This window comes from Streptomyces aquilus, from assembly GCF_003955715.1.
Lineage (GTDB): Bacteria > Actinomycetota > Actinomycetes > Streptomycetales > Streptomycetaceae > Streptomyces > Streptomyces aquilus.
In genome coordinates, this window is sequence record NZ_CP034463.1 from 4,062,981 (window position 1) to 4,086,908 (window position 23,928).

Consider the following 23,928-nt stretch of genomic DNA (forward strand, 5'->3'; position numbering starts at 1 on the left):
GGTGAAGGCACTGCACGTCATCACCGGCCTCGGCATCGGCGGTGCCGAGCAGCAACTGCGGCTGCTGCTGCGGCACTTGCCGGTCGACTGCGACGTCGTGACGCTCACCAACCCGGGCGCGGTCGCCGACGGCCTGGTCGCCGACGGGGTGCGGGTGACGCACCTCGGCATGGCCGGCAACCGTGACCTGGCCGCGCTGCCCCGGCTGGTGCGGCTGATCCGCTCCGGCGGCTACGACCTCGTCCACACGCACCTGTACCGGGCCTGTGTCTACGGCCGGCTCGCCGCCCGGCTCGCCGGGGTCCGCGCGGTCGTCGCCACCGAACACTCCCTGGGCGACTCCCAGATGGAGGGCCGCCGCCTCACCGCCGGCGTCCGCGGCCTCTACCTGGCCAGCGAGCGCCTCGGCCGCGCCACGGTCGCCGTCTCCCCCACGGTCGCCCGGCGGCTGCGGAACTGGGGCGTGCCCGCCCCCCGCATCGAGGTCGTCCCCAACGGCATCGACCTGACCCGGTTCCGCTTCGACCCCCTCCAGCGCCTCCACACCCGGCGCCGCCTCGGCCTGCCCGAGGAGGCGTACGTCATCGGCGGCATCGGACGCCTCACCGCGGGCAAGCGGTTCGGCACCCTCATCCACGCCCTCGCCCGACTCCCGGAGAACTGCTGGCTGTTGCTGGTCGGCGGCGGCCCGGACGAGAGCGTCCTGCGGCGCACCGCCCACGAGGCCGGCGTCGCCGACCGGGTCCTGTTCACCGGCGAACGGCCCTACGTCCCCGACGGCTCCCCCGGCCCCGACCTGCCGTCCCTCACCTGGGCGATGGACGTCCTCGCCTCGCCCTCGCCGGAGGAGGCGTTCGGCCTCGCGGTCGTCGAGGCGCTCGCGTCCGGGCTGCCGGTGCTCTACAGCTCCTGCCCGGCGATCGAGGACCTGCCCGCCGAGGCGGCCGCCCTCGCCCGCCAAGTCCACGGCGGCACCGACGAGTTCGCCCGCGCGCTCGCCGCGGCCCGCGCCGAGGGGCCGCGTCCGCGCACCGCCCCCGAAGCCGCCCACCACTACTGCATCACCCGCAGCGCCGCCCAGCTGATGGACGTCTACGCGGCCGCATCCTCGTCGTCCCCGTCACCCCAGGGAGTCAGTTCCTCATGACCGAGAACCCCACCGGACCGCGCCGCCCGGCGGTCCTCACCCGCGCCAAGACGCTCCCCGCCTGGTCCCTGCTCGCGGCCGGCGCCGTCGCGGGCGGCCTGCTCGGCGGCGTGTACGGCCTCGCGAAGACGCCCGCCTACACGGCGACCAGCTATGTCATCGCCGTCCCGAACGAGAAGTCCGACCCGGCCTCCGCGCTCGGCTTCGCCCAGGCCTACGGCCGGGTCGCCACCCAGCTCGCGGTGCTCGGGGACGCGCAGGTATGGGCGGGCGTGCCCGTGAAGACGCTGAAGTCCAGTGTGCAGACGGCGACGTCGCCGGACGCGCCGATGGTGGCGATCACGGCGACCTCCGCCCGCCCGGACCTCGCCGCCGACATGGCCAACGCGGTGGCCCGCGCTTTGACCCGGCACGCCGACAACACCGAGTCGGCCACCCACGTCGAGCTCCAGCAGTTCGCCCGCGCCACCAAGCCCACCGAGCCCTCCTCGGCCTCCCCCGCGCTGACCGGCCTGGTCGGGGCGAGCGCGGGCGGCCTCCTGGGCGGCCTGGTCCTGCTGGTGCGGCCACGCCGGAACACCGAGGAGCCCGGCGGACGCCCGGCCTCCGTGCCCGGCCCGGCCGTCGCCGCCGACGCCCACGGCCAGCTGTGACGTACACGACGGAACTCGTCACCGACGACACCGTCTTCGCCGCCCTCGCCCCCGACTGGACCCGCCTGTACCGCCGCTGCTCCGCCGCGACCCCGTTCCAGAGCCACGCCTGGCTGCACTCCTGGTGGCTCTCCTACGGCCGTCGCGGCCGGCTGCGCGTGCTCGTCGTACGCGACCCCGACGGCCTGGTGGCCGCCGCGCCCCTGATGCGCGTCCACCGCCCGGTGCCGTCGCTCGTGCCGCTGGGCGGGGCGATCTCCGACTACGGGGACGTCCTGCTGGACGACGAGCGGGGCGAGGAGGCGGTGGCCGCGCTGGCCGGAGGGCTGGCGGCGGCGGCCCGGACCGCGCTGGTCGACCTGCGCGAGGTGCGCCCGGGCGGCGCGGCCGAGCGGCTCTACGACCACTGGCCGGGCCCACGGCACCGGGTCGACGACTCACTGTGCCTGGAGCTGCCCGCCGTACCCATGGGCGAACTCATCGCCCGGCTGCCGTCCGCGAAGGCCCAGCAGCGGGTGCGCGCCAAGCTGCGCAAGCTGACCTCGCTGGGCGTCGAACGGCACGTCGTCGAGCCGGACGAGGTCGACAAGGCACTGCGCCGGCTGCTGGAACTGCACCAGCTCCAGTGGCAGGGCCGGAAGGTGACGAGCGAGCACCTGCGGCCCCGGTTCCGGGACCATCTGGTGCGCTCGGTCGGGCCGATGGTGGCGGAGGGCGACGCGGTCGTCACCGAGTTCCGGCTGGACGACGACGTGGTGGCCGTCGACCTGACCCTGCTGTCGCGGCGGCTGGCGGGCGGCTATCTGTACGGCGCCCATCCGTGCCTGCGCGAGCGCAAGGCGGACGTGGCGGTGATGCTGCTGGACGCGTGCACCGGGCATGCCCGCGGCACGCTGAGCCTGCTGCGCGGCAACGAGCCGTACAAGCACCACTGGAAGCCCGAACCGGCCGTCAACCAGCGGCTGCTGCTGGCCCGCCGGCGCACCGCCCCGCTGCTGGCGGCCGCGCTGTGCGACGTCGCGGCCCGCCGGCACGGCAAGGAGGTGCTGCGCCGGTGGCGGGAACGCGGCGGTGGCGGCGGATCGTGAACGACCCGCCGCCACCGGGACCGCTGTCCGTCACCGGCTGCGCGACCACCAGTCGAAGCGCATGCACAGCTTCCCGCCGATCCAGTACTCGACCCACTCGCCCAGGTCCATCGGCGAACAGTTGGGCGGGGTGGTCGGGGTGGGATCGGGAGTGGGGTCGGGGGTCGGCTCGGGCGTCGGGTCGACCGGCGTCGTCGGCTCCCCGGGAGTGCGGCCGAAGAGGATCGAGCGGTAGACGTCGGACGCCTTCGGGTTGTCCTCGCACTGCCAGACGCCGTGCGGGCAGTAGTCGGTCAGCGTGTTGTACAGCGGCTTGTGCTCGTCCATCCACGCGAGCATGCGCCGCATGTATTCGGCGTTGTCACCGTTGCGGAAGAGTCCCCATTCAGGATAGGAAATTGCCTTGCCGTGGGATTTGGCGAAATCCACGTGCTCCTGAAGTCCGTAAGGCTCTTTCACCTGCTGGTCGAACGAGAGACCTTCCGGCTGGTCGTACGAGTCCATGCCGATGATGTCGACCGTGGCGTCGCCCGGATAACACTGCGTCCAGGCAATCGCGTCCCGGCCCCGGCTGGGCGTGAAATCGAAGCGGAATTTCTGGCCCGGCACCGAACGCATGGTGGTGACGATCCTGTTCCAGTACGTCTTCCAGGCCTCCGGGTCCGGCCCGCAGCGATGGGTGTACGTGATGCCGTTCATCTCCCAGCCGAGCACGATCACCGTGTCCGGCACGTTCAGCTCGACCAGCCGCTCGGCGAGGCGGCGGAAGTGATGGTCGAACTGTCCCGCCGCGCCCCGGCGCAGCAGCAGCCGCACCTCGGCGTCGGAGACGTGGTCCTCGTTGCGCTCCAGCATGGGGACGTTGAGGACGAACATCCGGTCGTTCTTCTCGTTGCGCCAGTCCGCCCACACGTCGAGGAAGCCGGGGGCGCCCTCGATGTTGCTCCAGCGGTCGCCGGGCAGATAGGTGTGGCCGACGCGCAGTTCGGTGCCGCCCAGCCAGCGGCTGAGCTCGGCCATCCGGGCCACTCCGCGCGGGCCGTAGTCGAGGTAGGCGCCGAAGGCGGGCACCTCGGGGGCCGGCTTGGTCTCGGGTTCGACGACGGGGTCGGCGGGCGGGGACGACTCCGCCGGGGCCGCGGGGACCGCGGGCGTGGGAGCGGGCGGATCGGCGGCCCCCACCCCCGCGGCGAATCCGGGCCCCACGGCCAGGGCGGCGGACGCGGCGGTCGCCACCGCGATGAACGCCAGCCGACCGGTCCGGGCCCTTCGCTGCTGTGAGTCCATGCCTGCTCCTTTCTCACTCTCGCGCTCTGGGGACAGGTGAAACGCGTTACCTGACACTCAGTCATATGAATATGAACGACGCCACCGTGCTTACGGCTTTCGGGTGGCCCACTCGCCCGCACGGGTGAAACGACCGAAGGAATTGAATCCGTGTCGCTGTTCGACACCCGCGTCCCCGCCGTTCTGCTGCGGATCGACCGGAATCCCTTTCACCACGGAACGCTGGGAGCCGTGCGCTCGCTCGGCCGGGCCGGAGTGGAGGTGCATGTGATCGCGGATTCCACCGGAAGCCCGGTGTCCCGGTCGCGTTTTGTACGGCAGATGCATCCGCCGCCGCCACCGGGCGCGCCCGCCGCCGACATCGCCGTCGCCCTGCGCCGGATCGCCGCCCGGGTCGCGCGCCCGGCGGTACTGATCCCGATGGACGACGCGAGCGCGGTCGCGGTGAGCCGGCTGCGGGCGGAGCTGGCGCCCTCCTATCTGCTGCCGGCGACGCCGGGTCCGCTGGCCGAGCGGGTCGCCGACAAGGCGGAACTGGCCGCGCTGTGCGCGTCCGTGGACGTGCCGCACCCGCTGACGCTGATCCCGGACAGCCCCGCCGACGCCGCTGCCGCCGCCTGGCATCTCGGGCTGCCGGTGGTGGCCAAGTGGAGCCGCCCCTGGCTGCTGCCGACCGGCAGCGGCCTGCGCAGCACGGTCCTGCTGCGCTCCGCGCAGGAGGCCGGCGAGCTGTACCGGCGGTCCGCGGAGGCGGGCAGCCGGCTGCTGCTCCAGGCGTTCCTTCCGCCGGAGCCGGACGGCGACCGCTTCTGCCACGGGTACGCCGACCGCTCGGGCACCGTCCGGGGCGGTGGCGCCGGCGTGAAGCTCCAGTCCTGGCCGCGCGGCGCCGGGTTGACGGCGGTGGGCCGGTGGACGCCGGACCCGGCCGTACAGACGCTCGCCCAGCGCCTCACCGCCGAACTGGGCTACCGCGGCATCTTCGACCTCGACTTCCGCCGCGGCCCCGACGGCCACCCGCACCTCCTCGACTTCAACCCGCGCCCGGGCGCCCAGTTCCGGCTGTTCTGCGACACCGCCGAGCTGGACGTCGTACGCGCCCTGCACCTGGACCTGACCCACCGTCCGCTGCCGGACGGGGTGCCGCGGTCCGGGCGGGAGTTCGTGGTGGAGAACTACGCCCCGCTGACCGCCCTGCGCCGGGCGCCCGACGGCCGGGAGCCGGCCTGGTACGCCGCGGACGACCGGCGGCCGGGACTGGCGATGTGGGGGTGGTGGGCCCGGCACGTGTCCCGGCGGGTCCTGGAGCGGTTGCGCGGGCTGTACGCGCCGCCCGGTGAACGGGCGGGCGCGCGGGTGGTGCGCCAGGGATCCGCGCCGGACCTGACCGGCCTGACGGACGACGAGAAAGCGAGCAGCCGCTGATGTACGACCTGCTGGTGGTGGGCGCGGGCCCGTACGGTCTGTCGATCGCGTCCCACGCCGCGGCCGCCGGACTGCGGGTGGCCGTCTTCGGACGGCCCATGTCGTCCTGGCGCGATCACATGCCCCGCGGGATGTTCCTGAAGTCGGAGCCGTGGGCGTCCCACCTCTCCGACCCCGAGCACCGCCGGCGCCTCGACGTCTACTGCGCCGAGCAGGGTCTGACGGCCCGGCACGGCGAGCCGATCCCGGTGGAGGTGTTCGCCGAGTACGGCCTGTGGTTCGCCCGCACCGCCGTTCCCGGGGTGGACGAGCGGATGGTGACCCGGGTGGTCCGGTGCGCGGGCGGCTTCGAGGCGGTGACGGACGACGGGGAGGTGGTGTCCGCCCGTACGGTCGCCCTCGCGGTCGGCGTCATGCCGTTCGTCGAGATCCCCGCCTCCCTCACCGGCCTCGACGCCTCCCTCGTGACGCACAGCAGCCACCACGGCGACCTCGACCGCTTCCTCGGACGGGACGTCACCGTGGTCGGCGGCGGTCAGGCGGCGCTGGAGACGGCGGCGCTGCTCGCCGAACAGGGCACGCGGGTACGGGTGCTGGCCCGCGTCGGCGAGCTGCGCTGGAACGACGTGCCGCCGCCCTGGGAGCGCCCGTGGTGGCGGTCGGCCCGCTCCCCGCTCAGCGGCCTGGGCTGCGGCTGGCGGAACTGGTTCTACGCCGAGCGGCCCGGCCTCTTCCGCCGCCTCCCGGAGCCGACCCGGACGAGGATCGCGGCGACGGCGCTGGGCCCGGCGGGCGCGTGGTGGGTGCGGGGCCGGTTCGAACCGGCGGTGGAGGTGCGCCTGGGCCACGAGGTGGCGGCGGCGCGGGCGGTGCCGGGCGGACTGCGCCTGGACCTGACGGACGGCACGGGCTCCGCGCACATCCTGGAGACCGAACATGTCATCGCCGCCACGGGTTTCAAGGCGACCACCGACCGCCTCACCCTTCTCTCCGCCGACCTGCGCACCACCCTGGCCACGGCCGCCGACGGCTCCCCCGAGGTCACCCGGGACTTCGAGTCCCCCTCCCACCCGGGCCTGTTCCTGGCCGGCCTGACAACGGCCTCCGCCTTCGGCCCGGCCATGCGCTTCGTGTACGGCGCGACCTACACGGCGGACGCACTCGTACGAGGGGTACGGCGCCGTCTGCGAGCGGGCCCGGCCCTGATCCCGGCACCGGGCAGGCGCGGGACGCCGGAGACGGCACGGCGGTGAAGGGGCGCGGGTGCCGGACACGGGGTCCGGCACCCGGCGCGTCAGCGGTGGGACGCGTTCCTGCCCCGGCGGTACAGGACGGCCCCGGCCGCGATCAGGGCGACGCTGGCACCGGACGCGGCGAGCAGGGCCTCGCTGCTGCTGCCGGTGTCGGGGAGGTGGGGCGGCGGACTTTGGTGCCCGGGGGACGAGGGCTGGCCACCGCCCGTGGGGGGCGTCTGCGTCGGGCTGGTCGACGGCTGGCCACCACCGGTCGACGGGGTCTGCGTCGGCGTGGGCGTCGGCTGCTCACCACCCGTGGGCGGTGTGTGCGTCGGCGTGGGCGTCGGCGTCGGCGTCGGGTGACCACCACCGTTCGGCGGCGTCGGCGTCGGATGGCCACCGCCGTTCGGCGGCGTGGGGGTGGGATGCCCACCACCGTTCGGCGGCGTGGGAGTGGGCGTGTCCTCCCCGCCGTACGGCGGGGGCGTGTGCCCGGAACCGTAGCCGGAGTCGCCGCCGCCGTACGGTTCCCCGTACGAACCGCCCTTGGACGAACCCGAGTCGTTGGCACAGGAGTTGCCGAACGCGGGGTTCAACAGGGCGATGACGTCGACCGAGTTGCCGCAGGCGTTGACCGGTGCGTCGACCGGGACCTGGACGTTGTTGCCGGACAGGACTCCGGGCGAACCCTTGGTCGCCCCGCTCGCGTCCGAGTCGGCGTGGACGGGGCTGCTGCCGCACAGGGACAGAATGCTTGTCGCGGCGGCCGCCGCGACCATTCCCCTACTCAGGGTCTGTCGCAATCTCGTTGTCTTCCTGCTTGAAGAAGTGGGAAAAGCCGGCCTTGGAAGGCACAGAAGCTGTCCAAGGCCGGCTGTCACATAGCCGGAGCGGCCGATGCGCTACGACGTCAGTCGTTGACGCAGGTGTTGCCGAACGCGGGGTTCAGCAGGGCGATGATGTCGATCGTGTTGCCGCACACGTTGACCGGCACGTGGATCGGGACCTGGACCACGTTGCCCGAGAGAACGCCCGGCGAACCGATGGCGGCACCCTCGGCGCCCGCGTCGGCGAATGCGGGGGCGGCCATACCCAGGGCCATGATCGCGCCCGCGACGACAGCAGCGGTCTTCTTCATGAGCTATCCCTTCTCTGCGGTCATGCCCCAATGACGTGACCTGCAGGCTGTAAACGAGGGATAGACATCCAGGGAAACTACGGAACGTGTGGCGCCTGGTAATTCACCCGAACGCCTTCACAGAATTGACACCGGCCCCCCATAAGAGGAGAAACGCTTCGCCTGAGTGGCGGAAAAAGGCCCGGGCAGCCCGCGGGGAATTCAGGCGGCCCGAGCCGTTCAGATCCGAGCTCTTGCGAGCGGAGGGATCAGTGGTTGCCCATGCCGTTGCCCGCCAGGACGGAGATGTCGTCCAGGATGTGCGACACCGGCTCGTCACCCTTGGCCTGGGTGGAGTTGTCGGCGCACTGCTGGTTCTGCGCGGCCGACAGGACCGGGATGTCCTGGGCGACACCGACGGCGGCGATGAGACCCACGATGGCCTGGGCGTTGCCCTTCACCGGCACGCCGAGGCAGAGCTTGTTGGCGGTGCCCTGGACCAGCGTGGCCTGGGGGCTCATGTTGCCCTTGGTGATCGAGTTGCCGAACTTCGAGTGGGCCTCGTTGCCGCTGGCCGAGGTGGTGCCGTCGTTCCCGATGGCCATGGCCGGGGAGGCCGCACCGACGACGGAGGCGGCGACCGCCGCAGCGGCCATTGCCTTCTTCAGCATTTGGGTTTCCTTTCCTGGCGTGCATCACCACGACGCATGCTCCTGCTTCCGCATCAACCCCCTGCACGGGGAATGGTTGCGAGGCTTCACCCGATCGGGCCGCGTACGCACGGCGAATTCACGGAAAGGTCCGACCGCCCCGATATCGGGTTCCGCCCGCCTCCTTTGTGGGCCATCGGAGTGAATGCCAGGAACCAAGCGGGTCCCGGGCAGTTGACCAGAGCGCTCCGGTGGACGGGGTTTCTTCAGAAGGGACTAGCAAGTGATCAAGAAGGTTCTGGCTTCCGCCGCGGTCGCCGCTTCCGTCGTCGGTGTCGCCTCCCCCGCCATGGCCATCGGGAACGACGGCACCACCTCCGCCAGCGGCAACGGTGCGCACCAGTCGTTCGGCAACTCGGCCACGTACGGCAACATGAGCCCGCAGATGGCGCTCATCCAGGGCTCGTTCAACAAGCCCTGCATCGGCCTGCCGGCCAAGGCGAACCTCCAGGGCATCGTCGGCCTCGCCGCCGTCGGCGTTCTGCAGGACGTGCCGATCCTGTCGGCCCCGCAGAACCAGCAGTGTGTCGAGAACTCCACGCAGGCCAAGGGCGACGAGCCGCTGTCGCACATCCTGGACGACATCTCCGTCCTGGCGGGCAACGGCACGGGCAACCACTGAGCCGTCCCCAGGGGCTCCGTCCTCTGAGCCTTGGGGCTGCAATCTGAGCCCCCGTCAGCGGGCCGCCGGTTTCCCGGCGGCCCGCTGTTTTAGCGTGCGTCGCGTGACGACGAAGAGAACCCTTTCTTCCCTGGCCATCCCCGTACTCGTCCTCGCCGCCGGCTCGTCCCTGCTCGGCGGTGCCGCCTTCCCCGAACGGCAGGCTCCCCGCCCCCTCAACATCGTGCTGATGGGCACGGACGGCCGGGACACCATCACCGCCGCCGAGAAGCGCGAGTTCCACGCCGGCGGCATCGCCTGCAACTGCACCGACGTACTGATGCTGGTGCACGTCTCCGCGCACCGTGACCGGGTCAGCGTGGTGAGCATGCCGCGTGACTCCTACGCGGACATCCCGCCGTACCGCGACTCCGACAGCGGCAAGGAGCACAAACCGCATCCCTCGAAGATCAACGGCGCGTACGCCGAGGGCGGTCCCGCGCTCACCGTGAACACGGTCGAGTCGATGTCCGGGGTGCGGATCGACCGGTACATCCAGGTGGACTTCCGGCGTTTCATCGACGCCGTGAACGCGGTCGACGGGGTGGAGGTGTGCACCTCGCGGACGTTGCGGGACTCGGCCACGAAGCTGCACCTCAAGCCCGGCACGCACCGTCTGAAGGGCGGGCCGGCGTTGCAGTACGTGCGCTCCCGGCACGTCGACCGCAGTGCCGACCTCGGGCGGATCCAGCGCCAGCAGCGGTTCCTGGTGAACGCCCTGCGCGGGCTGAAGGCGAAGAAGGCGCTGACCGACCCGGTGGGCATGGCGCGGGTGGTGGACACGCTGCTCGGGTCCGGGAAGGTGGAGCAGGGCTTCGCGGCGGGTGAGCTGGTGCAGCTGGCGGCGGCGCTGGACAAGGTGCCCGCGCGGGCCATCGAGTTCACGACCGTGCCGATCGCCGGGTTCAACCCGACCCGGCCGGACGTCGGCTCGACGCTGGCCTGGGACCGCAAGCGCGCGGACGCGATGTTCGCCAAGCTGCGCGCCGACCGGCCGCTGCTGAAGGCCGACGCCGACCCCAAGCCCAAGGACCCGCCCGGGCTGATGGGTTACGCCCCGGTGCGGGGCAGCCGGTTCACCTGCGGGTGAGCGCGTGGCGGGGGCGCCCGGACGGCCCGGACACGCGCTGGGCCAATCGGGGCAAAGAGCGCAACCCCGGCCGGGGTGCGCCCGTTGACGATCACGCAGCTCCTCACCGGAGTCCGCTTCTCGAAGGGAATGAACATGAAGAAGCTGTGGGCAACCGCGGCTATCGCCGCCACCGTTGTCGGCGCCGGCTCCCCCGCCATGGCCATCGGTGACGACGGCACCACGTCCGCCAGCGGCAACGGCGCCTCGCAGGAGTTCGGCAACTCGGCGACCTTCGGCGACATGAGCCCGCAGCTCTCGCTGGTCCAGGGTTCGCTGAACAAGCCCTGTGTCGGCCTGCCGGCGAAGCTGAACCTCCAGGGTCTCGTCGGCGTCGCCGCCGTCGGTGTGCTCCAGGACGTTCCGATCCTGTCGGCGCCGCAGAACCAGCAGTGTGTCGAGAACTCCACCCAGGCCAAGGGTGACGAGCCGCTGTCGCACATCCTGGACGACATCTCGGCCCTCTCCGGCAACGGCCAGGGCAACGGCTGATCCTCGGATCTCCCGCCACGGCGGGTCACCGGTTCCTCCGGTGGCCCGCCGTTCGGCTGTGCGGGGGCTATGTCTCCTTGCGGTAGAGCGCCTCGATCTCCTCGGCGTAGGCCGCGAGGACCGCGTGCCGCTTGACCTTCAGGGACGGTGTGAGCAGGCCGTTGTCCTCGGTGAACTCGCCCTCGACCAGGGTGAAGGCGCGGATCGACTCGGCGCGCGAGACGGCCTCGTTGGCGTGGTCCACGGCCTTCTGGACGGCCGCGCGCAGGGCGGGGTCGCGGACGAGTTCGGACAGCGGGGTGTCGGCGGGGCGTTTGCGGACGGCCAGCCAGTGGGCGACCGCCTCGGGGTCGAGGGTGATCAGGGCGGCGACGAAGGGGCGGTTGTCGCCGACGACGAGGCACTGGCCGACCGGTGACCGGCTGCGCAGCCGGTCCTCCAGGACGGCCGGGGAGACGTTCTTGCCGCCGGAGGTGACGAGGATGTCCTTCTTGCGGCCGGTGATGGTGAGATAGCCGTCCGCGTCGAGGGAGCCGAGGTCGCCGGTGGCGAACCAGTCGTCCTGGAGCACGGCGTCGGTGGCGGCCGGGTTGTTCCAGTACGCGCCGAAGACGATGCCGCCTTTGATCAGCACCTCGCCGTCGTCGGCGATGCGTACCGCGGTGCCGGGGACCGGGATGCCGACCGTGCCGGGGCGGGGGCGCAGGGGCGGGACGATCGTGGCGGCCGCGCTCGTCTCGGTCAGGCCGTAGCCCTCGTAGACGATGATCCCGGCGGCGTAGAAGAACAGGTTGAGGTCGCGGTCGAGCGGGGAGCCGCCGCTGATGGCGTAGCGCATGCGGCCGCCGAGTTCCTTGCGGACCCGGCGGTAGACCAGCAGGTCGTACAGGGCCCAGGCGGCGTAGAGGCCGGGGCCCGGGCCCTTGCCGTGGCCGAGGAACTTCTCCAGGTAGCGCCGGCCGAAGCGGACGGCGACGCGGTCGGCGCGGTCGAAGGAGGCGGCGCGGCCCATCTTCTCGGCGGTGGCGCGGCCGGTGTCGTGGATCTTCTCGAAGAGGTACGGGACGCCGACGACGAAGGTGGGGCGGAACTCCTTGAGGGCGGGCCGGAGTTCGTCGGGCTTGATGCTCGGGCAGTGGCCGATCTCGATACGGGCCATCAGACAGGCGATCTGGAGGGTGCGGCCGAGGATGTGGGCCAGCGGGAGGAAGAGCAGGGTGGAGGCGATCTGGCGGGTGACCTCCTTGAAGATGGGGTGCAGCAGCTCGACGGTGTTGGCGGCCTCGGCGTACAGGTTGGCGTGGGTGAGGACGCAGCCCTTGGGTTTTCCGGTGGTGCCGGAGGTGTAGCAGATCGTCGCCACGGTGTCGGGGGTCAGGCTCGTGCGGCGCTTGGTGACCTCCTCGTCGGGGAGGTCGCGGCCGAGTTCCTCGAGTTCGGCCAGGCCCTGGGCCTCCAACCGCCAGATACGTGGCGGGCCTTGGTGGCGGGCGGTGCCGGTCGTCACCGTGTCGGCGTTCTCCGCGGTCTCCGTGATGACGTGGCGGGCGCCCGAGTCGCGGACGATCCACTCCACCTGCTCCGCCGAGGAGGTGGCGTAGATCGGGACGCTCTGGCCGCCCGCCGCCCAGATCGCGAAGTCCAGGACCGTCCATTCGTAGCGGGTGCGGGACATCACCGCGACCCGGCCGCCCGGTTCGAGGCCCGCCGCGATCAACCCCCTGGCCACGGCCGTGACTTCGTGGGCGAACGCGGCGGCCGTGACGGGCTGCCAGGTGGCGCCCTGCTTGCGGCGCAGGACCACCGCGTCGGGGGCCTCGGCCGCGTTGGTGAACGGGATGTCGGCGGTGCTGCCGGTCGGGGCGGGCGGCGCGAGGGGGGCGGTGCGGGCCTCGCGGACCACTCCCCGGTCGTCCCTGACGATCTCGACCTCGGTGCGGTTCGCCAGGTCGGTGCGCTGTTTCGCCCGCTTCAGATCCTTGCGTACGCCCATGACGGCTCCCCGGTCGGCGCTGACTGGGACGTCAACTTACTCACGCGTAAGGAAAGGTCAATGGGGCCGGCAGCACCTGGACTGATGTGCGAGTCAGTCGCGGAGGCGCTGGGCCTCGCCGATCGCGTCGGCCAGGTGTGACACGTCCTCGTCCTCCGTGGAGCGCGCCAAGTGCCTGGCCTGTTCGCTCAGTTCGGACAGGGAGGGGCAGCCCGGCAGGGAGGTGCGGTCGCCGTCGGTGGAGCGGAGGGTGTCGGCGAAGTAGGCGGCCAGGGTGGTGACTTGGAAGCGGGTGCTGGCCCGCTGGACCGAGGTGTCCAGGGCGTCGGTCTCCAACTGACCGGACTCCTCGTGGGGATCGCGGGTCTCGGGGTCGAGCCAGCGGACGCTCGCCGTGGCGAGGTGGCCGTCGGCGCCCTCCTTGGTGCGGACCGCGTAGAGGGCGGTGACGGTGTGGCCGGGGCCGACCTCGCCGCCGTCGACGCTGTCGTCGCGGAAGTCGTCGTCGGCGACCCTGCGGTCGTCGTAGCCGATCAGGCGGAACTCCTGGACCGTCTCCGGGTCGAAGGCGACCTGGGCCTTGGCGTCGCGGGCGGTCAGGTCGATGTTCCGCGGGAGCTGCTCGACGAAGACCTTGCGGGCGCCCTCCTCGTCGGAGACGTACGCGGTGTGGCCGTCGCCCTTGTCGGCGAGCTCCTCCATCAGCTCGTCGCCGTAGTCGCTGCCGACGCCGACGCCGAAGAGGGTGATGCCGTGTTCGCGGCGTTCGCTCGCGATGCGTTCGAGGATGGTCTCGGAGTCGGTGTCGCCGGTGTTGGCGAGGGCGTCGGAGATCAGGACGACGCGGTTGGTGGCGCCGTCGCGCAGGCCGTCCTCGGCGGTCTCGTAACCGGTCTCGACGCCCGCGCCGAGGTTGGTCGAGTCGGTGGGCTCCAGGCTGTCGATCGCGTCGTGGACGTCGTCGCGGTGGCCGTCGAGACGGGTCATCGGCAGGACCCGCTCGGCCTCGTCACTGAAGGTGACGATCGCGACGGAGTCGTCGTCGCGGAGCTGGTCCGTCATCGTGTCGAGGGAGTCCTTGGCCAGGTCCAAGCGGCCCGGTTCGCCCATCGAGCCGGAGATGTCGATGACGAACGTGAGCGCGGCGGGCGGGCGGTCGTCGGCGTCTCCGGCGCCGCGGGTGGCGAGGCCGACGCGGACCAGGGACCAGTCGTCCTCGGTGGTGCGGGCGCCGTCGACGGTGACCGTGAAGCCGTTGCCGTCGGGGCGGTCGTAGTCCTGGCGGAAGCTGTTGACGAACTCCTCCGGCCGGACCGTCGACGGGTCGGGCAGCCGGCCGTCGGCGAGGGTGCGGCGGGCGTAGCCGTAGGAGGCGGTGTCGACGTCGAGGGCGAAGGTGGAGAGGTAGTCGGGTGAGGGGGCCGCCTCGCGGGAGTCGTCCGGGCTGCTTTGCTGCTCGCCCCCGGGTGCGGGGGCGTGTCCCCTGCGCGAGCTGTCCGAGGCCTTGTTGCTGCCGCCGTCGCCCGCCCCGCTGCAACCCGTCAGCAGCAGGCCGCTCGCGGCGGTCACCGCGAGCAACGCCCCGCGCAGGCGTCGTATTCGATACCGCTTCATCTTCCGTGCCCCCTTGGTCCGTTGACGTCGACTTCTGTGACTGTGACGGGCCAGGGGGCCGGAACGTGCGCTACGGAGCGTTGCGGAAGGGTCTCGAAGAGGGCACGGAGCAGGGCCGTTGAGACCGGTATGCGATCTTCCGTTGACCTAGGAGACCACGTCCTTGCGGGCGAAACCGCGGAAGGCCAGCGCGAACAGCACGAGGGCGTACGTTACCGAGACCGCGGCGCCCTGGATCATGCCGGACCACTCCATGCTGGGCTGAACGGCGTCCGCCCACGCGAACTGCCAGTGCGCGGGCAGGAAGTCACGCCAGTCGCCGAGGGCGGTCACCGCGTCCAGGACGTTGCCGACGATCGTCAGGCCCACCGCGCCGCCGACCGCGCCGAGCGGGGCGTCGGTGCGGGTGGAGAGCCAGAACGCCAGTCCCGCGGTGACCAGTTGGGACACGAAGATGAACGCGACGACGATCACGAGCCGTCCGGCGGCGGTGCCGGGCGAGAGAGAACCGCCCGTCGGGATCTCCAGCGGGCCCCAGCCGTACGCGGCCGTGCCCACGGCCAGCGCCACGACCGGCAGCAGGATCATCGCGGCCAGGCTCAGGCCGAGGCCGACCATCAGCTTGGACCACAGGAGGCGGGCCCTGGGCACGGGCGCGGCCAGCAGATAGCGCAGGGAGGACCAGCCGGCCTCCGACGCGACCGTGTCGCCGCAGAACAGGGCGACCGGGATGACCAGCAGGAAGCCCGCGGACACGAACAGGTTGACGGCGGCGAAGTTGGCGCCGGACGCGGTCGCCGTGTCCATCAGGGAGACGGTGTTGTTGCGGCCGCCGGGCTCGCCGCCGATCGCGAACGCGATCAGCAGGACGAAGGGGAGCGCGGCGAGGATGCCGAACATCACCATCGTGCGGCGGCGTTTGAGCTGGCGGACCAGCTCTACGCGGAGGGGGAGGGTGTGGCGGGGCTGGTAGCCGGAGGCGGTTTCGGTGAGCGTGCGCGTGCTTGTGCTTGTGCTCATGCTGAGCCTCCGATCAGGGTGAGGAAGGCGTCCTCCAGGCGGCGGTGGGGGCCCAGTGAGGCGACCGGTACTTCTAGGCGGACCAGGTCTACGAGAAGGGCAGCAGCGGTGGTGCGTTCGGCTGCGGGTTCGTTGGGGCTGGTCGCGCAGTTCCCCGCGCCCCTGAGGGGCGTCACCGCCAGGCGAATCAAAAGGGCGCCGTCTGTTCTTGTCGCCGTCTCGACCTGCGGTAGCGCCGCCACCTTTTCCAGCAGCGGGTCCGTGATGTCTGCCGCCAAGCCCACCAGCAGCGTGTCGCCCGCGCCGATGATCTCGGACACCGGGCCCGCCTGGACCAGTCGGCCGCGGTCCATCACCACCAGGTGGGTGCAGGTCTGTTCGACCTCTGCCAGGAGGTGACTGGAGACGATGACCGTGCGTCCGGCGGCCGCGTAGCGGATCATCACCTCGCGCATCTCGCGGATCTGTGGCGGATCCAGGCCGTTGGTCGGCTCGTCGAGGATCAGGAGGTCCGGGAGGCCGAGCATGGCCTGGGCGATGGCGAGGCGCTGGCGCATGCCCTGCGAGTAGGTGCGGACCGCGCGGGCCAGCGCGTCGCCGAGGCCGGCGATCTCCAACGCCTCGTCCAGGTGGGCGTCCTCGGGTGGGCGGCCGGTCGCCGCCCAGTACAGCTCCAGGTTCTCCCGGCCGGACAGGTGCGGCAGGAAGCCCGCGCCCTCGACGAAGGCGCCGACCCGGGAGAGGACCGGGGCGCCCGGGCGGATGGCGTGGCCGAAGACGCGGATCTCGCCGCCGTCCGGCTTGATCAGGCCCATCAGCATGCGCAGCGATGTGGTCTTGCCGGCGCCGTTCGGGCCGAGGAGGCCCAGGACCTGGCCCTTCTCGACGCGGAAGGTGAGGTCGCGGACGCTGTAGCGGTCGCTGCCCGGGTACTTCTTGCTCAAGTCCGTGATCTGGAGCGGCACTTCGGCCAGCTCCGGGTCCGGGGCGGGCATCGCGGTGCGGCGCCGGGCCGTCAGCAGCAGGGCGAGGGCGACGATCGCGCCCGCGAGCGGCAGCCACCACACCCAGGAGGGCAGCGGGGCGGCGGCGGTCTCCACGCCGGGGGCGGTCGGGACCGTCAGGTCGCCCTTCAGGGAGACCGTGTACGTCGCCGGGGCCGCCGGGGAGGCGTAGCCGAGGTCCGTGGAGGCGAGGACCAGGCGGAGCCGGTGGCCGTTCTCGATCTTGTGGTCGATCGCCGGGAGGGTGACGGTCACGTCCTTGCCGGACTTGGCGCCCTCGACGCGCAGGGGGGTCACCAGCTGGGAGGGCAGTACCTGTCGGGTGCCGCCGGGGCCGACGTCGTACAGCTTGGCGAAGAGCACGGCGTCGTCGGACGTGGACTTCACATGGACCGTGGCCGTCGGGGCGCCGGTGATGCGGAGGTCGTCGGTGACCGGCGCGGACTCGAACTGGGCGTACTGGCCCGGGAAGTCCAGGGAGACGCCGACGCCGAGGGAGGAGAGCTGGGCGAGGCCGCCCGCGCTCCCGAGGCCGGGGAGGGCGGAGACGCCGGGCGGGTTGGCGCCGGCCGGGTTGGTGACCCGCTGTTCCTCGCGGCCGGTCAGGGCGAAGGCGCGGTCGCCGCTGTTCAGGCCTGGGTAGGTGTCGGAGGTCGCGCCCCTGAGCTGGGCGGCGCCGTCGGTGGAGTCGACGCCTCCGGTGCGGGTGACGCGGAAGGCGGGGCCGGTGTCGACGCCGGTGTCCTTCTTGAGGTAGCGGTCGAACCAGGACTCGACGCGGGCCTGGACGCGGCTCGTCTCCATGTCGCCGCCGTCATGGCCGCCGGCGATCCAGTCGACGTCGACGGGGGCGCCGTTGGCCTTGATCGCCTTCGCGGCGGCGTCGGCCTGGTCGAGCGTGAAGAGGGAGTCGGTCTGGCCCTGGAAGAGCAGGGTGGGGACCTTGATCCTGTCGCCGACCGCGGAGGGGGAGCGTTCGGTGAGCATCTGTTCGGCGGCGGCGTCCGGGGTTCCGGACTCCGCGACCCGGTCGTACATCGCGCAGATCTTCGGTTCGAACTTGTCGCAGCCGCCGCCCGTGTTCACGAAGATGCCGGCCCAGAGCTTCTTGAAGACGCCGTTCGGGAACAGGGCGTCCGAGAGGTTCCAGTAGGTGATCGCGGGGGCGATGGCGTCGACGCGGGCGTCGTGGCCCGCGGTGAGGAGGGCGATGGCTCCGCCGTAGGAGGCGCCCGCCATGCCGACGCGGGGGTCGCCCTTCTTGTCGAGCTGGACCTGGGGCTGCCGTGCCAGCCAGTCGATGAGCTTCGAGACGTCGGCGACCTCGGCGTCGGGGTCGTTGAGGCCCACCTTGCCCGTGGACCTGCCGAAGCCTCTCGCCGACCAGGTGAGGACCGCGTAGCCGTCCCGGGCGAGGGCCTCGGCCTGTGGGCGCACGTCGTCCTTGGAGCCGCCGAAGCCGTGGCCCAGCAGGACGGCCGGGCGGCGCCCGGAGCCCCCCGAGACGAAGTACGAGGTGTCTATGCGGACGCCGTTCACCGCCATGACCTGGTCGGTGGCGCGCACCGGGGACGGGTCGTCGTCGGCGACCGCCGTCCAGGTACCGGCCCCCGCGAGTACGACGACGGCGGCCCCGGCGGCCAGCAGTCGCCGGGGCCGCCGCAGCAGCCCTCGCAGTCGAAGATCCATGCTTCAACGGTACGGGCTGAAGCTGTCGGGGAGTTGTCGACCACAGGCCGAACCGTCCGACCTCCCAGGGGTGTACACGGGTCCTCGCGCATACCGCGCCCGAAGTACGAGGAACAGTGTTCGAGGTGCCACCCGATGCATTGAAAAGCCGGGAAAGTCAGCGTGTCCGTGGCAAGCGCCGGATTCGCTTGAGGGTCCGCCCCTTTGCGAATGGAGACGCCCTCGTGCGTATCACCGACATCCAGCGCTGCGACATCCGGCCCGGACGGCTCGTCGAGTGGACGCTCAGTCCGGCGACCGTGGCCGCGGCACGGGGGCTGCCGGAGGACACCCGGCCACCGGCGTACATCCAGGAGTCGCACATCAGGACCGCCCGCACGGTCCGCGAGGACGGTCTCTTCGTCCCGACCTGGCTCGGCGCCGCCTTCGACATCCCGGGGCCGGTCGACCTCGGCGCGCTGGAGGAGGCCCTGCGCGCGTGGACGCTGCGGCACGAGACGCTGCGCAGCGGGTTCCGGCCGGACGGGGACGCGCTGCGGCGGTTCACGCTGGACGCCGGGGACGTGTCCCTGCACCGGGAGGACGCCGGGGAGTTCACGGACGCGACCGCTCTGGTACGGCACCTCCAGGACCGCTTCGACGTCACCGCGGACGCGCTGCGCTGGCCGAACCTCATGTACGCGGCGGTCCTCCGGGAGGACTCGGCGAGTGTGTACATGGCGTTCGACCACAGCAACGTCGACGCGTACTCGATCTATCGGATCCCGTCGGAGATCCACGAGTTGTACGCGGGCCGTGGCACGGCCGACGAGGCGCCGGTGAGCAGTTACATCGACTTCTGCCGGATCGAGCGGGCCGACGCGGACCGCATCGACGAGGACCACGAGGCCGTGGCGCGCTGGCGGGAGTTCATCCGGCGGTGCGACGGGACGCTGCCGACGTTCCCCCTGGACCTCGGGGTGGAGCCGGGTGGTCCGCTGCCCGAGCAGAAGATGATGTGCGAGATGCTCGTGGGTCCCGGGGAGGCGGCCGCCTTCGAGGCGTACTGCCGGCCGTACGGCGGGAGCCTGGTCGGGGTGCTCGCCGCCACCGCGCTGATCGCCGGGGAGATCGGGGGTGCCTCCGTCTACCGGACGGTGGTGCCCTTCCACACCCGGGTGAAGTCGCAGTGGTCCGACTCGGTGGGCTGGTACGTCGGCGGGGCGCCGATCGAGGTGCCGGTGCCCGCGGACTTCCCGAGCGCGCTGCCCGCCGTCCGCGCGCAGTTGCAGGCCGCCCGGCCGCTGTCCCGGATGCCGCTGGCCCGGATGCTGCGCCTGCTGGGCACCGACTTCCGGCCCACCTCGCCCGACCTGTACTCCATCGTGTCGTTCACCGACGCGCGCGCCCTGCCGGGGGCCGAGCGGTGGGACGCGCTGTCGGCGTACGGGCTGATCCGGGTGTCGTACGGGGACCAGGTGTGCGTGTGGCTGAACCGGCTGCCCGACGGGGTGTGGTTCGCCTGCCGGTACCCGGACACGGACGTGGCGTACAAGAACATGCGGTTGTACGTGGAGAGGCTGCGCGCGTTGATGGCGGCGGCGGGCGGCCCGGCCTAGGCCTGGGCGCGTTCGTCCTCGGGGATCTCCACCAGCCAGCGGGTGTCCTTGCGCGGGCGGAGGTACAGGGCCCAGTAGAGCGTCGCCGCCGCCGTGATGCCGCCCGTCCACAGCAGGTACTGCGTCTCCTGCTCGCTGAGGATGTACGCCAGGACTGCGATCAGCAGGACCGGCATCGCGGGCCACAGGGGCATCCGCCAGGCCGCGGTGTGCCGGTGGGCGCCCCGGCGGGCCAGCAGGGCGGCCACCGCGACCAGGAGGTACATGCCGGTCACCGAGACGCCCGTCACGCCGTACAGGGTGTCCAGGTTGACGAAGCAGAGGGCGGCGCCGGGGATGCCGACGGCGAGGGTGGCGACCCAGGGGGAGCCGAAGCGGCCGAGCTTGGAGAAGACGTTGTTGACCGGCTGGGGCCAGGCCTTGTCGCGGGCCGAGGCGAACAGGACGCGGGAGTTCTGGATGACCATGACGATGCCCGCGTTGATGATCGCGAGGGCCACGCAGAGGCTGACGAAGGTGCCGACCGCCGAGTTGGACCAGGCCGTGACCATCGCGCTGATGTCGCCGCCGGTCAGCTCCGACAGGTCGCTCGCGCCGAGGGTGATCGCCACCACCGGGACCAGGATGATCACCGAGGAGATGGCGAGGGTGGCCAGGACCGTGCGGGCGACGTTGCGGCGCGGGTTCTCCAGTTCCTCGGAGAGGTAGACGGCCGTCGAGAAGCCCTGGGTGACGAAGAGGGCGATCGCCAGGCCGGAGACGACCAGCATGGCCGTCACCGTGTCCGTGTGGCCGTTCGACCCCGCCACCTGCATCGACACCAGGCTGCCGGCGCCGCGCTCGGCGTGCGCGAAGCCCAGCACCGCGACGACCGCCGCCGCGATGACCTCCAGGACCAGGAAGACGCCGGTGATCCAGGCGTTGGCGCGCAGGTCGAGGAGGCCGGCGAGGGTCGCGAGGAGCATCACGCCCGCGCCTGCGAGGGACGGGTCCAGGTGGATCACCGGGGCCAGGTAGTCCGCCGTGCCCATCGCGATCACCGGCGGCACGATCATCACGACCAGGAGCGAGAGGACGAAGACGAGCCAGCCCGCCAGGCGGCCGGCCATCGTCGAGACCATGGCGTACTCGCCGCCCGCGCTGGGGATGAGGGTGCCGAGCTCGGAGTAGCAGAACGCCACGGCGATACAGAGGAGGGAGCCGATCGCGATCGTGAGGGCGGTCGCGGTGCCGAGGGAGCCGAAGAGGTCGGGGACGACCACGAAGAGCGTGGAGGCGGGGGTCACGCAGGAGAGCGTGAGGAGGGTGCCGCCGACGATGCCGATCGAGCGCTTGAGCTTCCGGGGGCTGTCCGAGGCCTCGGGGGCGATGGTCGCGGGCGGGCGGAGCGTGTCGGTCATACGGCGGTTCCGATCGACTCGTGCAGCAGATTGCGCTGCATGGAATCCCGACGGAAACCATTACGTCAATGGGTCTCCAAGTGCGGAATCCGTAGATCCAGACGGTCTTTGATCACGTATTCGGCGAATCAAGGCCGGGATTCCGTTTGCTCGCCGGGTGCGGGAACCGCAGCGAAGGGGGTGAAAAAACTGCCGACGTCCGGCATACGGACGTGTCAGTGTGTCCCGTTAGAGTCTTCGTTCACAGAACACACAGACGTATGACACAGCTTTGGGTGGGGACATGAAGGTGAAGCACACGGCTGCCTGGGTGGGGTTCACGGCAGCCGCGCTGGTGGCCACGTCGGCCTGTGGCGCGGACTCCGTGAAGCAGGCGGCCGAGGCGGTCGACAAGACCGACGCGATCATGGCGGCGCTCGCCCGGGCCACGGACCGGACCGAGCAGCTCGGGTCGGCCGAGGTGAAGGTGTCGACCGACCTCGGGACCGGCACGCCGATCGCGATGGACGGCACGTACTCGTGGGGCGACGGCATGGCCTACGACGTGCACATGGACACCGCCGCGGCGCAGATGCAGGCCGTGCAGGACGACCCGAAGATCCACTGCCTGCTCGTCGACGGCGTCTACTACTACGACGTCGACCCGCAGGCCTCGGGCCCGCTCAAGGGCAAGGAGTGGATGAAGGTCGACGCCTCCGCCGTGTTCGGCGAGCGGGGCGCCGCCTCGATGAACGCGGGCGGCAACCCGACGGCCTCCTTGAAGGGCCTGAAGTACGCGAGCGACGTCGAGGATCTCGGCTCGCAGACCGTCAACGGCCAGAAGGCCACCCACTACCGGGCCGTGATCGACCAGAAGCACATGGGCAGCTTCAAGGAGGCCTACACCGGCGACGGCAGCCTGCTCAACCAGATGACCGGCGGCGCGGACACCATCACCATGGACGTCTGGCTGGGCGCCAAGGACCTGCCGGTCCGGCTGGTGCAGGGGATGGGGAAGATGAAGGTCACCATGGACTTCACCAAGTTCGGTGCCACCGCCACCGTCAAGGCTCCCCCGGCCGCCGAGACCGCCGACATGACCGAGGCGCTCAAGGAAGCCCAGGGGCAGTAGGACATGCCGGAGCCCGGGCACCTGCCTTCAGGTGCCCGGGCTCGGACGTCACTCAGTGGTTGCGCGGGAAGCCCAGGTCCACGCCCGAGGGGCCGTCGGCCGGGTCCGGCCAGCGGGTCGTGATGACCTTGCCGCGGGTGTAGAAGTGGGTGCCGTCGTTGCCGTAGATGTGGTGGTCGCCGAAGAGCGAGTCCTTCCAGCCGCCGAAGCTGTGGTAGCCCACGGGGACCGGGATCGGGACGTTCACGCCGACCATGCCGGCCTCGACCTCCAGCTGGAAGCGGCGGGCGGCGCCGCCGTCCCGGGTGAAGATCGCGGTGCCGTTGCCGAACGGCGAGGCGTTGATGAGCGCGATGCCCTCGTCGTACGTGTCGACGCGCAGGACGGTCAGGACGGGGCCGAAGATCTCGTCCTGGTAGGCCTTCGCGGTGGTCGGCACCTTGTCGAGGAGCGAGATGCCGATCCAGTGGCCGTCCTCGAAGCCCTCGACCGTGTGGCCGGTGCCGTCGAGGACGACCTCGCAGCCCTCGGCCGCGGCGCCGGTGACGTAGGACGCCACCTTGTCGCGGTGGACCTTGGTGATGAGCGGGCCCATCTCGGAGGTCGGGTCGTTGCCGGGGCCGATCTTGATCTTCTCGGCGCGCTCGCGGATCTTGTCGACCAGCTCGTCGCCGATCGAGCCCACCGCCACGACCGCGGAGATCGCCATGCAGCGCTCGCCCGCGGAGCCGTAGGCGGCGCTCACGGCCGCGTCCGCCGCCGCGTCCAGGTCGGCGTCCGGGAGGACCAGCATGTGGTTCTTGGCGCCGCCCAGGGCCTGGACGCGCTTGCCGTTCGCCGAGGCGGTGGTGTGGATGTAGCGGGCGATCGGGGTCGAGCCGACGAAGGAGACGGCCTTGACGTCCGGGTGCTCCAGGAGGCGGTCGACGGCCACCTTGTCGCCGTGGACGACATTGAAGACGCCGTCGGGCAGACCGGCCTCGGCCAGCAGCTCGGCGATCTTGATGGAGGCCGACGGGTCCTTCTCGGACGGCTTCAGCACGAAGGTGTTGCCGGTCGCGATGGCGATCGGGAACATCCACATCGGGACCATCGCCGGGAAGTTGAACGGCGTGATGCCGGCGACGACACCGAGCGGCTGGCGGATCGCGGCCACGTCGACGCGGCTGGCGACCTGCGTCGACAGCTCGCCCTTCAGCTGCACGTTGATGCCGCAGGCGAGGTCCACGATCTCCAGGCCGCGGGCCACCTCACCGAGGGCGTCGGAGTGCACCTTGCCGTGCTCGGCGGTGATCAGCTCGGCGATCGCGTCGCGGTTGGCGTCCAGCAGCGCGCGGAACTTGAAGAGGATCTCCGTGCGCTTGGCCAGCGAGGACTGGCCCCAGGACACGAACGCGTCCTTGGCGGCCTGGACCGCGGAGTCGACCTCGTCGACCGACGCGAACGCGACCTTCGTGGTGACCGCGCCGGTCGCCGGGTCGGTGACCGGCCCGTAGTTGCCCGACGCGCCTTCGACGGTCTTGCCGCCGATCCAGTGGTTGACGATCTTCGTCAT

The 23,928-nt window shown here is 71.6% G+C and carries 20 protein-coding genes; 10 read left to right on the forward strand and 10 right to left on the reverse strand.

The genetic code is table 11. The features are described 5' to 3' along the window. Position 1 precedes the first annotated feature (1 nt). Genes EJC51_RS18720 through EJC51_RS18730 form a run of 3 tightly spaced genes read left to right on the forward strand, consistent with a single transcriptional unit; the run spans position 2 to position 2,888 of the window. Positions 2-1,147, forward strand: coding sequence for a glycosyltransferase (locus EJC51_RS18720; RefSeq protein WP_126272131.1), 1,146 nt, complete (start codon positions 2-4; stop codon positions 1,145-1,147). Next, the gene (locus EJC51_RS18725; protein ID WP_126272132.1) at positions 1,144-1,800 is read left to right on the forward strand and encodes a YveK family protein; all 657 of its coding nucleotides are present in this window, start codon (positions 1,144-1,146) and stop codon (positions 1,798-1,800) included. Before EJC51_RS18720 ends, EJC51_RS18725 begins: the two co-directional genes overlap by 4 nt. Beyond that, positions 1,797-2,888 (forward strand): GNAT family N-acetyltransferase, encoded by a 1,092-nt coding sequence (locus EJC51_RS18730; protein WP_126272133.1) that lies wholly within the window; start codon positions 1,797-1,799, stop codon positions 2,886-2,888. The genes EJC51_RS18725 and EJC51_RS18730 overlap by 4 nt, the downstream gene beginning before the upstream one ends. Before the next feature lie 30 nt (positions 2,889-2,918). On the opposite strand, the gene EJC51_RS18735 is transcribed toward EJC51_RS18730, so the two are convergent. Beyond that, on the reverse strand, positions 2,919-4,175 hold the full coding sequence (locus EJC51_RS18735) for a glycoside hydrolase family 26 protein (protein ID WP_126272134.1): 1,257 nt from the start codon (positions 4,173-4,175) through the stop codon (positions 2,919-2,921). A gap of 150 nt (positions 4,176-4,325) precedes the next feature. On the opposite strand from EJC51_RS18735, the gene EJC51_RS18740 reads away from it, so the two are divergent. Both EJC51_RS18740 and EJC51_RS18745 read left to right on the forward strand, forming a co-directional pair. After that, positions 4,326-5,600: a carboxylate--amine ligase gene (locus EJC51_RS18740; protein ID WP_126272135.1), complete on the forward strand. Its 1,275-nt coding sequence runs from the start codon at positions 4,326-4,328 to the stop codon at positions 5,598-5,600. Continuing rightward, positions 5,600-6,853, forward strand: a complete 1,254-nt coding sequence (locus EJC51_RS18745; protein ID WP_126272136.1) for an NAD(P)-binding domain-containing protein — start codon at positions 5,600-5,602, stop codon at positions 6,851-6,853. Before EJC51_RS18740 ends, EJC51_RS18745 begins: the two co-directional genes overlap by 1 nt. Positions 6,854-6,894: 41 nt before the next feature. Here the strand turns inward: EJC51_RS18745 and EJC51_RS18750 are convergent, their stop codons facing one another. The 3 genes from EJC51_RS18750 to EJC51_RS18760 form a co-directional block, all read right to left on the reverse strand. After that, the gene (locus tag EJC51_RS18750; protein WP_126272137.1) at positions 6,895-7,638 is read right to left on the reverse strand and encodes a chaplin; all 744 of its coding nucleotides are present in this window, start codon (positions 7,636-7,638) and stop codon (positions 6,895-6,897) included. 107 nt (positions 7,639-7,745) lie between these two features. Continuing rightward, entirely contained in the window at positions 7,746-7,973 is a 228-nt protein-coding gene (gene chpD / locus EJC51_RS18755; RefSeq protein WP_126272138.1) for a chaplin ChpD, read from the reverse strand. A 248-nt stretch (positions 7,974-8,221) separates the two neighbouring features. Continuing rightward, positions 8,222-8,623, reverse strand: coding sequence for a rodlin (locus EJC51_RS18760; protein WP_126272139.1), 402 nt, complete (start codon positions 8,621-8,623; stop codon positions 8,222-8,224). Positions 8,624-8,885: 262 nt separating this feature from the next. On the opposite strand from EJC51_RS18760, the gene EJC51_RS18765 reads away from it, so the two are divergent. The 3 genes from EJC51_RS18765 (at position 8,886) to EJC51_RS18775 (ending at position 10,944) form a co-directional block, all read left to right on the forward strand. After that, positions 8,886-9,284 carry a rodlin gene (locus EJC51_RS18765; protein ID WP_126272140.1) on the forward strand — a complete coding sequence of 133 codons (399 nt, stop codon included), beginning with the start codon at positions 8,886-8,888 and terminating at the stop codon, positions 9,282-9,284. Positions 9,285-9,387: 103 nt separating this feature from the next. Further along, complete coding sequence (locus tag EJC51_RS18770) at positions 9,388-10,413, forward strand: LCP family protein (RefSeq protein WP_126272141.1); 1,026 nt, start codon at positions 9,388-9,390, stop codon at positions 10,411-10,413. A gap of 135 nt (positions 10,414-10,548) precedes the next feature. Further along, the gene (locus EJC51_RS18775; RefSeq protein WP_126277034.1) at positions 10,549-10,944 is read left to right on the forward strand and encodes a rodlin; all 396 of its coding nucleotides are present in this window, start codon (positions 10,549-10,551) and stop codon (positions 10,942-10,944) included. Positions 10,945-11,011: 67 nt separating this feature from the next. Here EJC51_RS18775 and EJC51_RS18780 read toward each other — a convergent pair whose 3' ends face one another. The 4 genes from EJC51_RS18780 to EJC51_RS18795 form a co-directional block, all read right to left on the reverse strand. Then, the gene (locus tag EJC51_RS18780) at positions 11,012-12,937 is read right to left on the reverse strand and encodes an AMP-dependent synthetase/ligase (RefSeq protein WP_126272142.1); all 1,926 of its coding nucleotides are present in this window, start codon (positions 12,935-12,937) and stop codon (positions 11,012-11,014) included. A gap of 93 nt (positions 12,938-13,030) precedes the next feature. Beyond that, entirely contained in the window at positions 13,031-14,551 is a 1,521-nt protein-coding gene (locus EJC51_RS18785; protein WP_126272143.1) for a vWA domain-containing protein, read from the reverse strand. 147 nt (positions 14,552-14,698) lie between these two features. Continuing rightward, on the reverse strand, positions 14,699-15,571 hold the full coding sequence (locus tag EJC51_RS18790) for an ABC transporter permease (protein WP_126272144.1): 873 nt from the start codon (positions 15,569-15,571) through the stop codon (positions 14,699-14,701). Further along, the gene (locus EJC51_RS18795; protein WP_166682880.1) at positions 15,568-18,264 is read right to left on the reverse strand and encodes an alpha/beta fold hydrolase; all 2,697 of its coding nucleotides are present in this window, start codon (positions 18,262-18,264) and stop codon (positions 15,568-15,570) included. The genes EJC51_RS18790 and EJC51_RS18795 overlap by 4 nt, the downstream gene beginning before the upstream one ends. A 224-nt stretch (positions 18,265-18,488) precedes the next feature. On the opposite strand from EJC51_RS18795, the gene EJC51_RS18800 reads away from it, so the two are divergent. After that, the gene (locus EJC51_RS18800) at positions 18,489-19,862 is read left to right on the forward strand and encodes a condensation domain-containing protein (RefSeq protein WP_126272145.1); all 1,374 of its coding nucleotides are present in this window, start codon (positions 18,489-18,491) and stop codon (positions 19,860-19,862) included. On the opposite strand, the gene EJC51_RS18805 is transcribed toward EJC51_RS18800, so the two are convergent. Further along, positions 19,859-21,262 carry an APC family permease gene (locus EJC51_RS18805; RefSeq protein ID WP_126272146.1) on the reverse strand — a complete coding sequence of 468 codons (1,404 nt, stop codon included), beginning with the start codon at positions 21,260-21,262 and terminating at the stop codon, positions 19,859-19,861. The two genes, EJC51_RS18800 and EJC51_RS18805, sit on opposite strands and share 4 nt — an antisense overlap. Before the next feature lie 283 nt (positions 21,263-21,545). On the opposite strand from EJC51_RS18805, the gene EJC51_RS18810 reads away from it, so the two are divergent. Further along, positions 21,546-22,373 (forward strand): SCO4651 family lipoprotein, encoded by an 828-nt coding sequence (locus EJC51_RS18810; protein ID WP_126272147.1) that lies wholly within the window; start codon positions 21,546-21,548, stop codon positions 22,371-22,373. A gap of 52 nt (positions 22,374-22,425) precedes the next feature. Here the strand turns inward: EJC51_RS18810 and mmsA are convergent, their stop codons facing one another. Next, complete coding sequence (gene mmsA / locus EJC51_RS18815; RefSeq protein ID WP_126272148.1) at positions 22,426-23,928, reverse strand: CoA-acylating methylmalonate-semialdehyde dehydrogenase; 1,503 nt, start codon at positions 23,926-23,928, stop codon at positions 22,426-22,428.

What these genes read in the sequence shown, in the direction of transcription:
- EJC51_RS18725 (WP_126272132.1), top strand. Translation starts at nt 1,144, where the DNA reads ATGACCGAGAACCCCACCGGACCGCGCCGCCCGGCGGTCCTCACCCGC.
- EJC51_RS18735 (WP_126272134.1), bottom strand. Translation starts at nt 4,175, where the DNA reads ATGGACTCACAGCAGCGAAGGGCCCGGACCGGTCGGCTGGCGTTCATC.
- EJC51_RS18745 (WP_126272136.1), top strand. Translation starts at nt 5,600, where the DNA reads ATGTACGACCTGCTGGTGGTGGGCGCGGGCCCGTACGGTCTGTCGATC.
- chpD (WP_126272138.1), bottom strand. Translation starts at nt 7,973, where the DNA reads ATGAAGAAGACCGCTGCTGTCGTCGCGGGCGCGATCATGGCCCTGGGT.
- EJC51_RS18760 (WP_126272139.1), bottom strand. Translation starts at nt 8,623, where the DNA reads ATGCTGAAGAAGGCAATGGCCGCTGCGGCGGTCGCCGCCTCCGTCGTC.
- EJC51_RS18775 (WP_126277034.1), top strand. Translation starts at nt 10,549, where the DNA reads ATGAAGAAGCTGTGGGCAACCGCGGCTATCGCCGCCACCGTTGTCGGC.
- EJC51_RS18780 (WP_126272142.1), bottom strand. Translation starts at nt 12,937, where the DNA reads ATGGGCGTACGCAAGGATCTGAAGCGGGCGAAACAGCGCACCGACCTG.
- EJC51_RS18785 (WP_126272143.1), bottom strand. Translation starts at nt 14,551, where the DNA reads ATGAAGCGGTATCGAATACGACGCCTGCGCGGGGCGTTGCTCGCGGTG.
- EJC51_RS18790 (WP_126272144.1), bottom strand. Translation starts at nt 15,571, where the DNA reads ATGAGCACAAGCACAAGCACGCGCACGCTCACCGAAACCGCCTCCGGC.
- EJC51_RS18795 (WP_166682880.1), bottom strand. Translation starts at nt 18,264, where the DNA reads ATGGATCTTCGACTGCGAGGGCTGCTGCGGCGGCCCCGGCGACTGCTG.
- EJC51_RS18805 (WP_126272146.1), bottom strand. Translation starts at nt 21,262, where the DNA reads ATGACCGACACGCTCCGCCCGCCCGCGACCATCGCCCCCGAGGCCTCG.
- EJC51_RS18810 (WP_126272147.1), top strand. Translation starts at nt 21,546, where the DNA reads ATGAAGGTGAAGCACACGGCTGCCTGGGTGGGGTTCACGGCAGCCGCG.
- mmsA (WP_126272148.1), bottom strand. Translation starts at nt 23,928, where the DNA reads ATGACGAAGATCGTCAACCACTGGATCGGCGGCAAGACCGTCGAAGGC.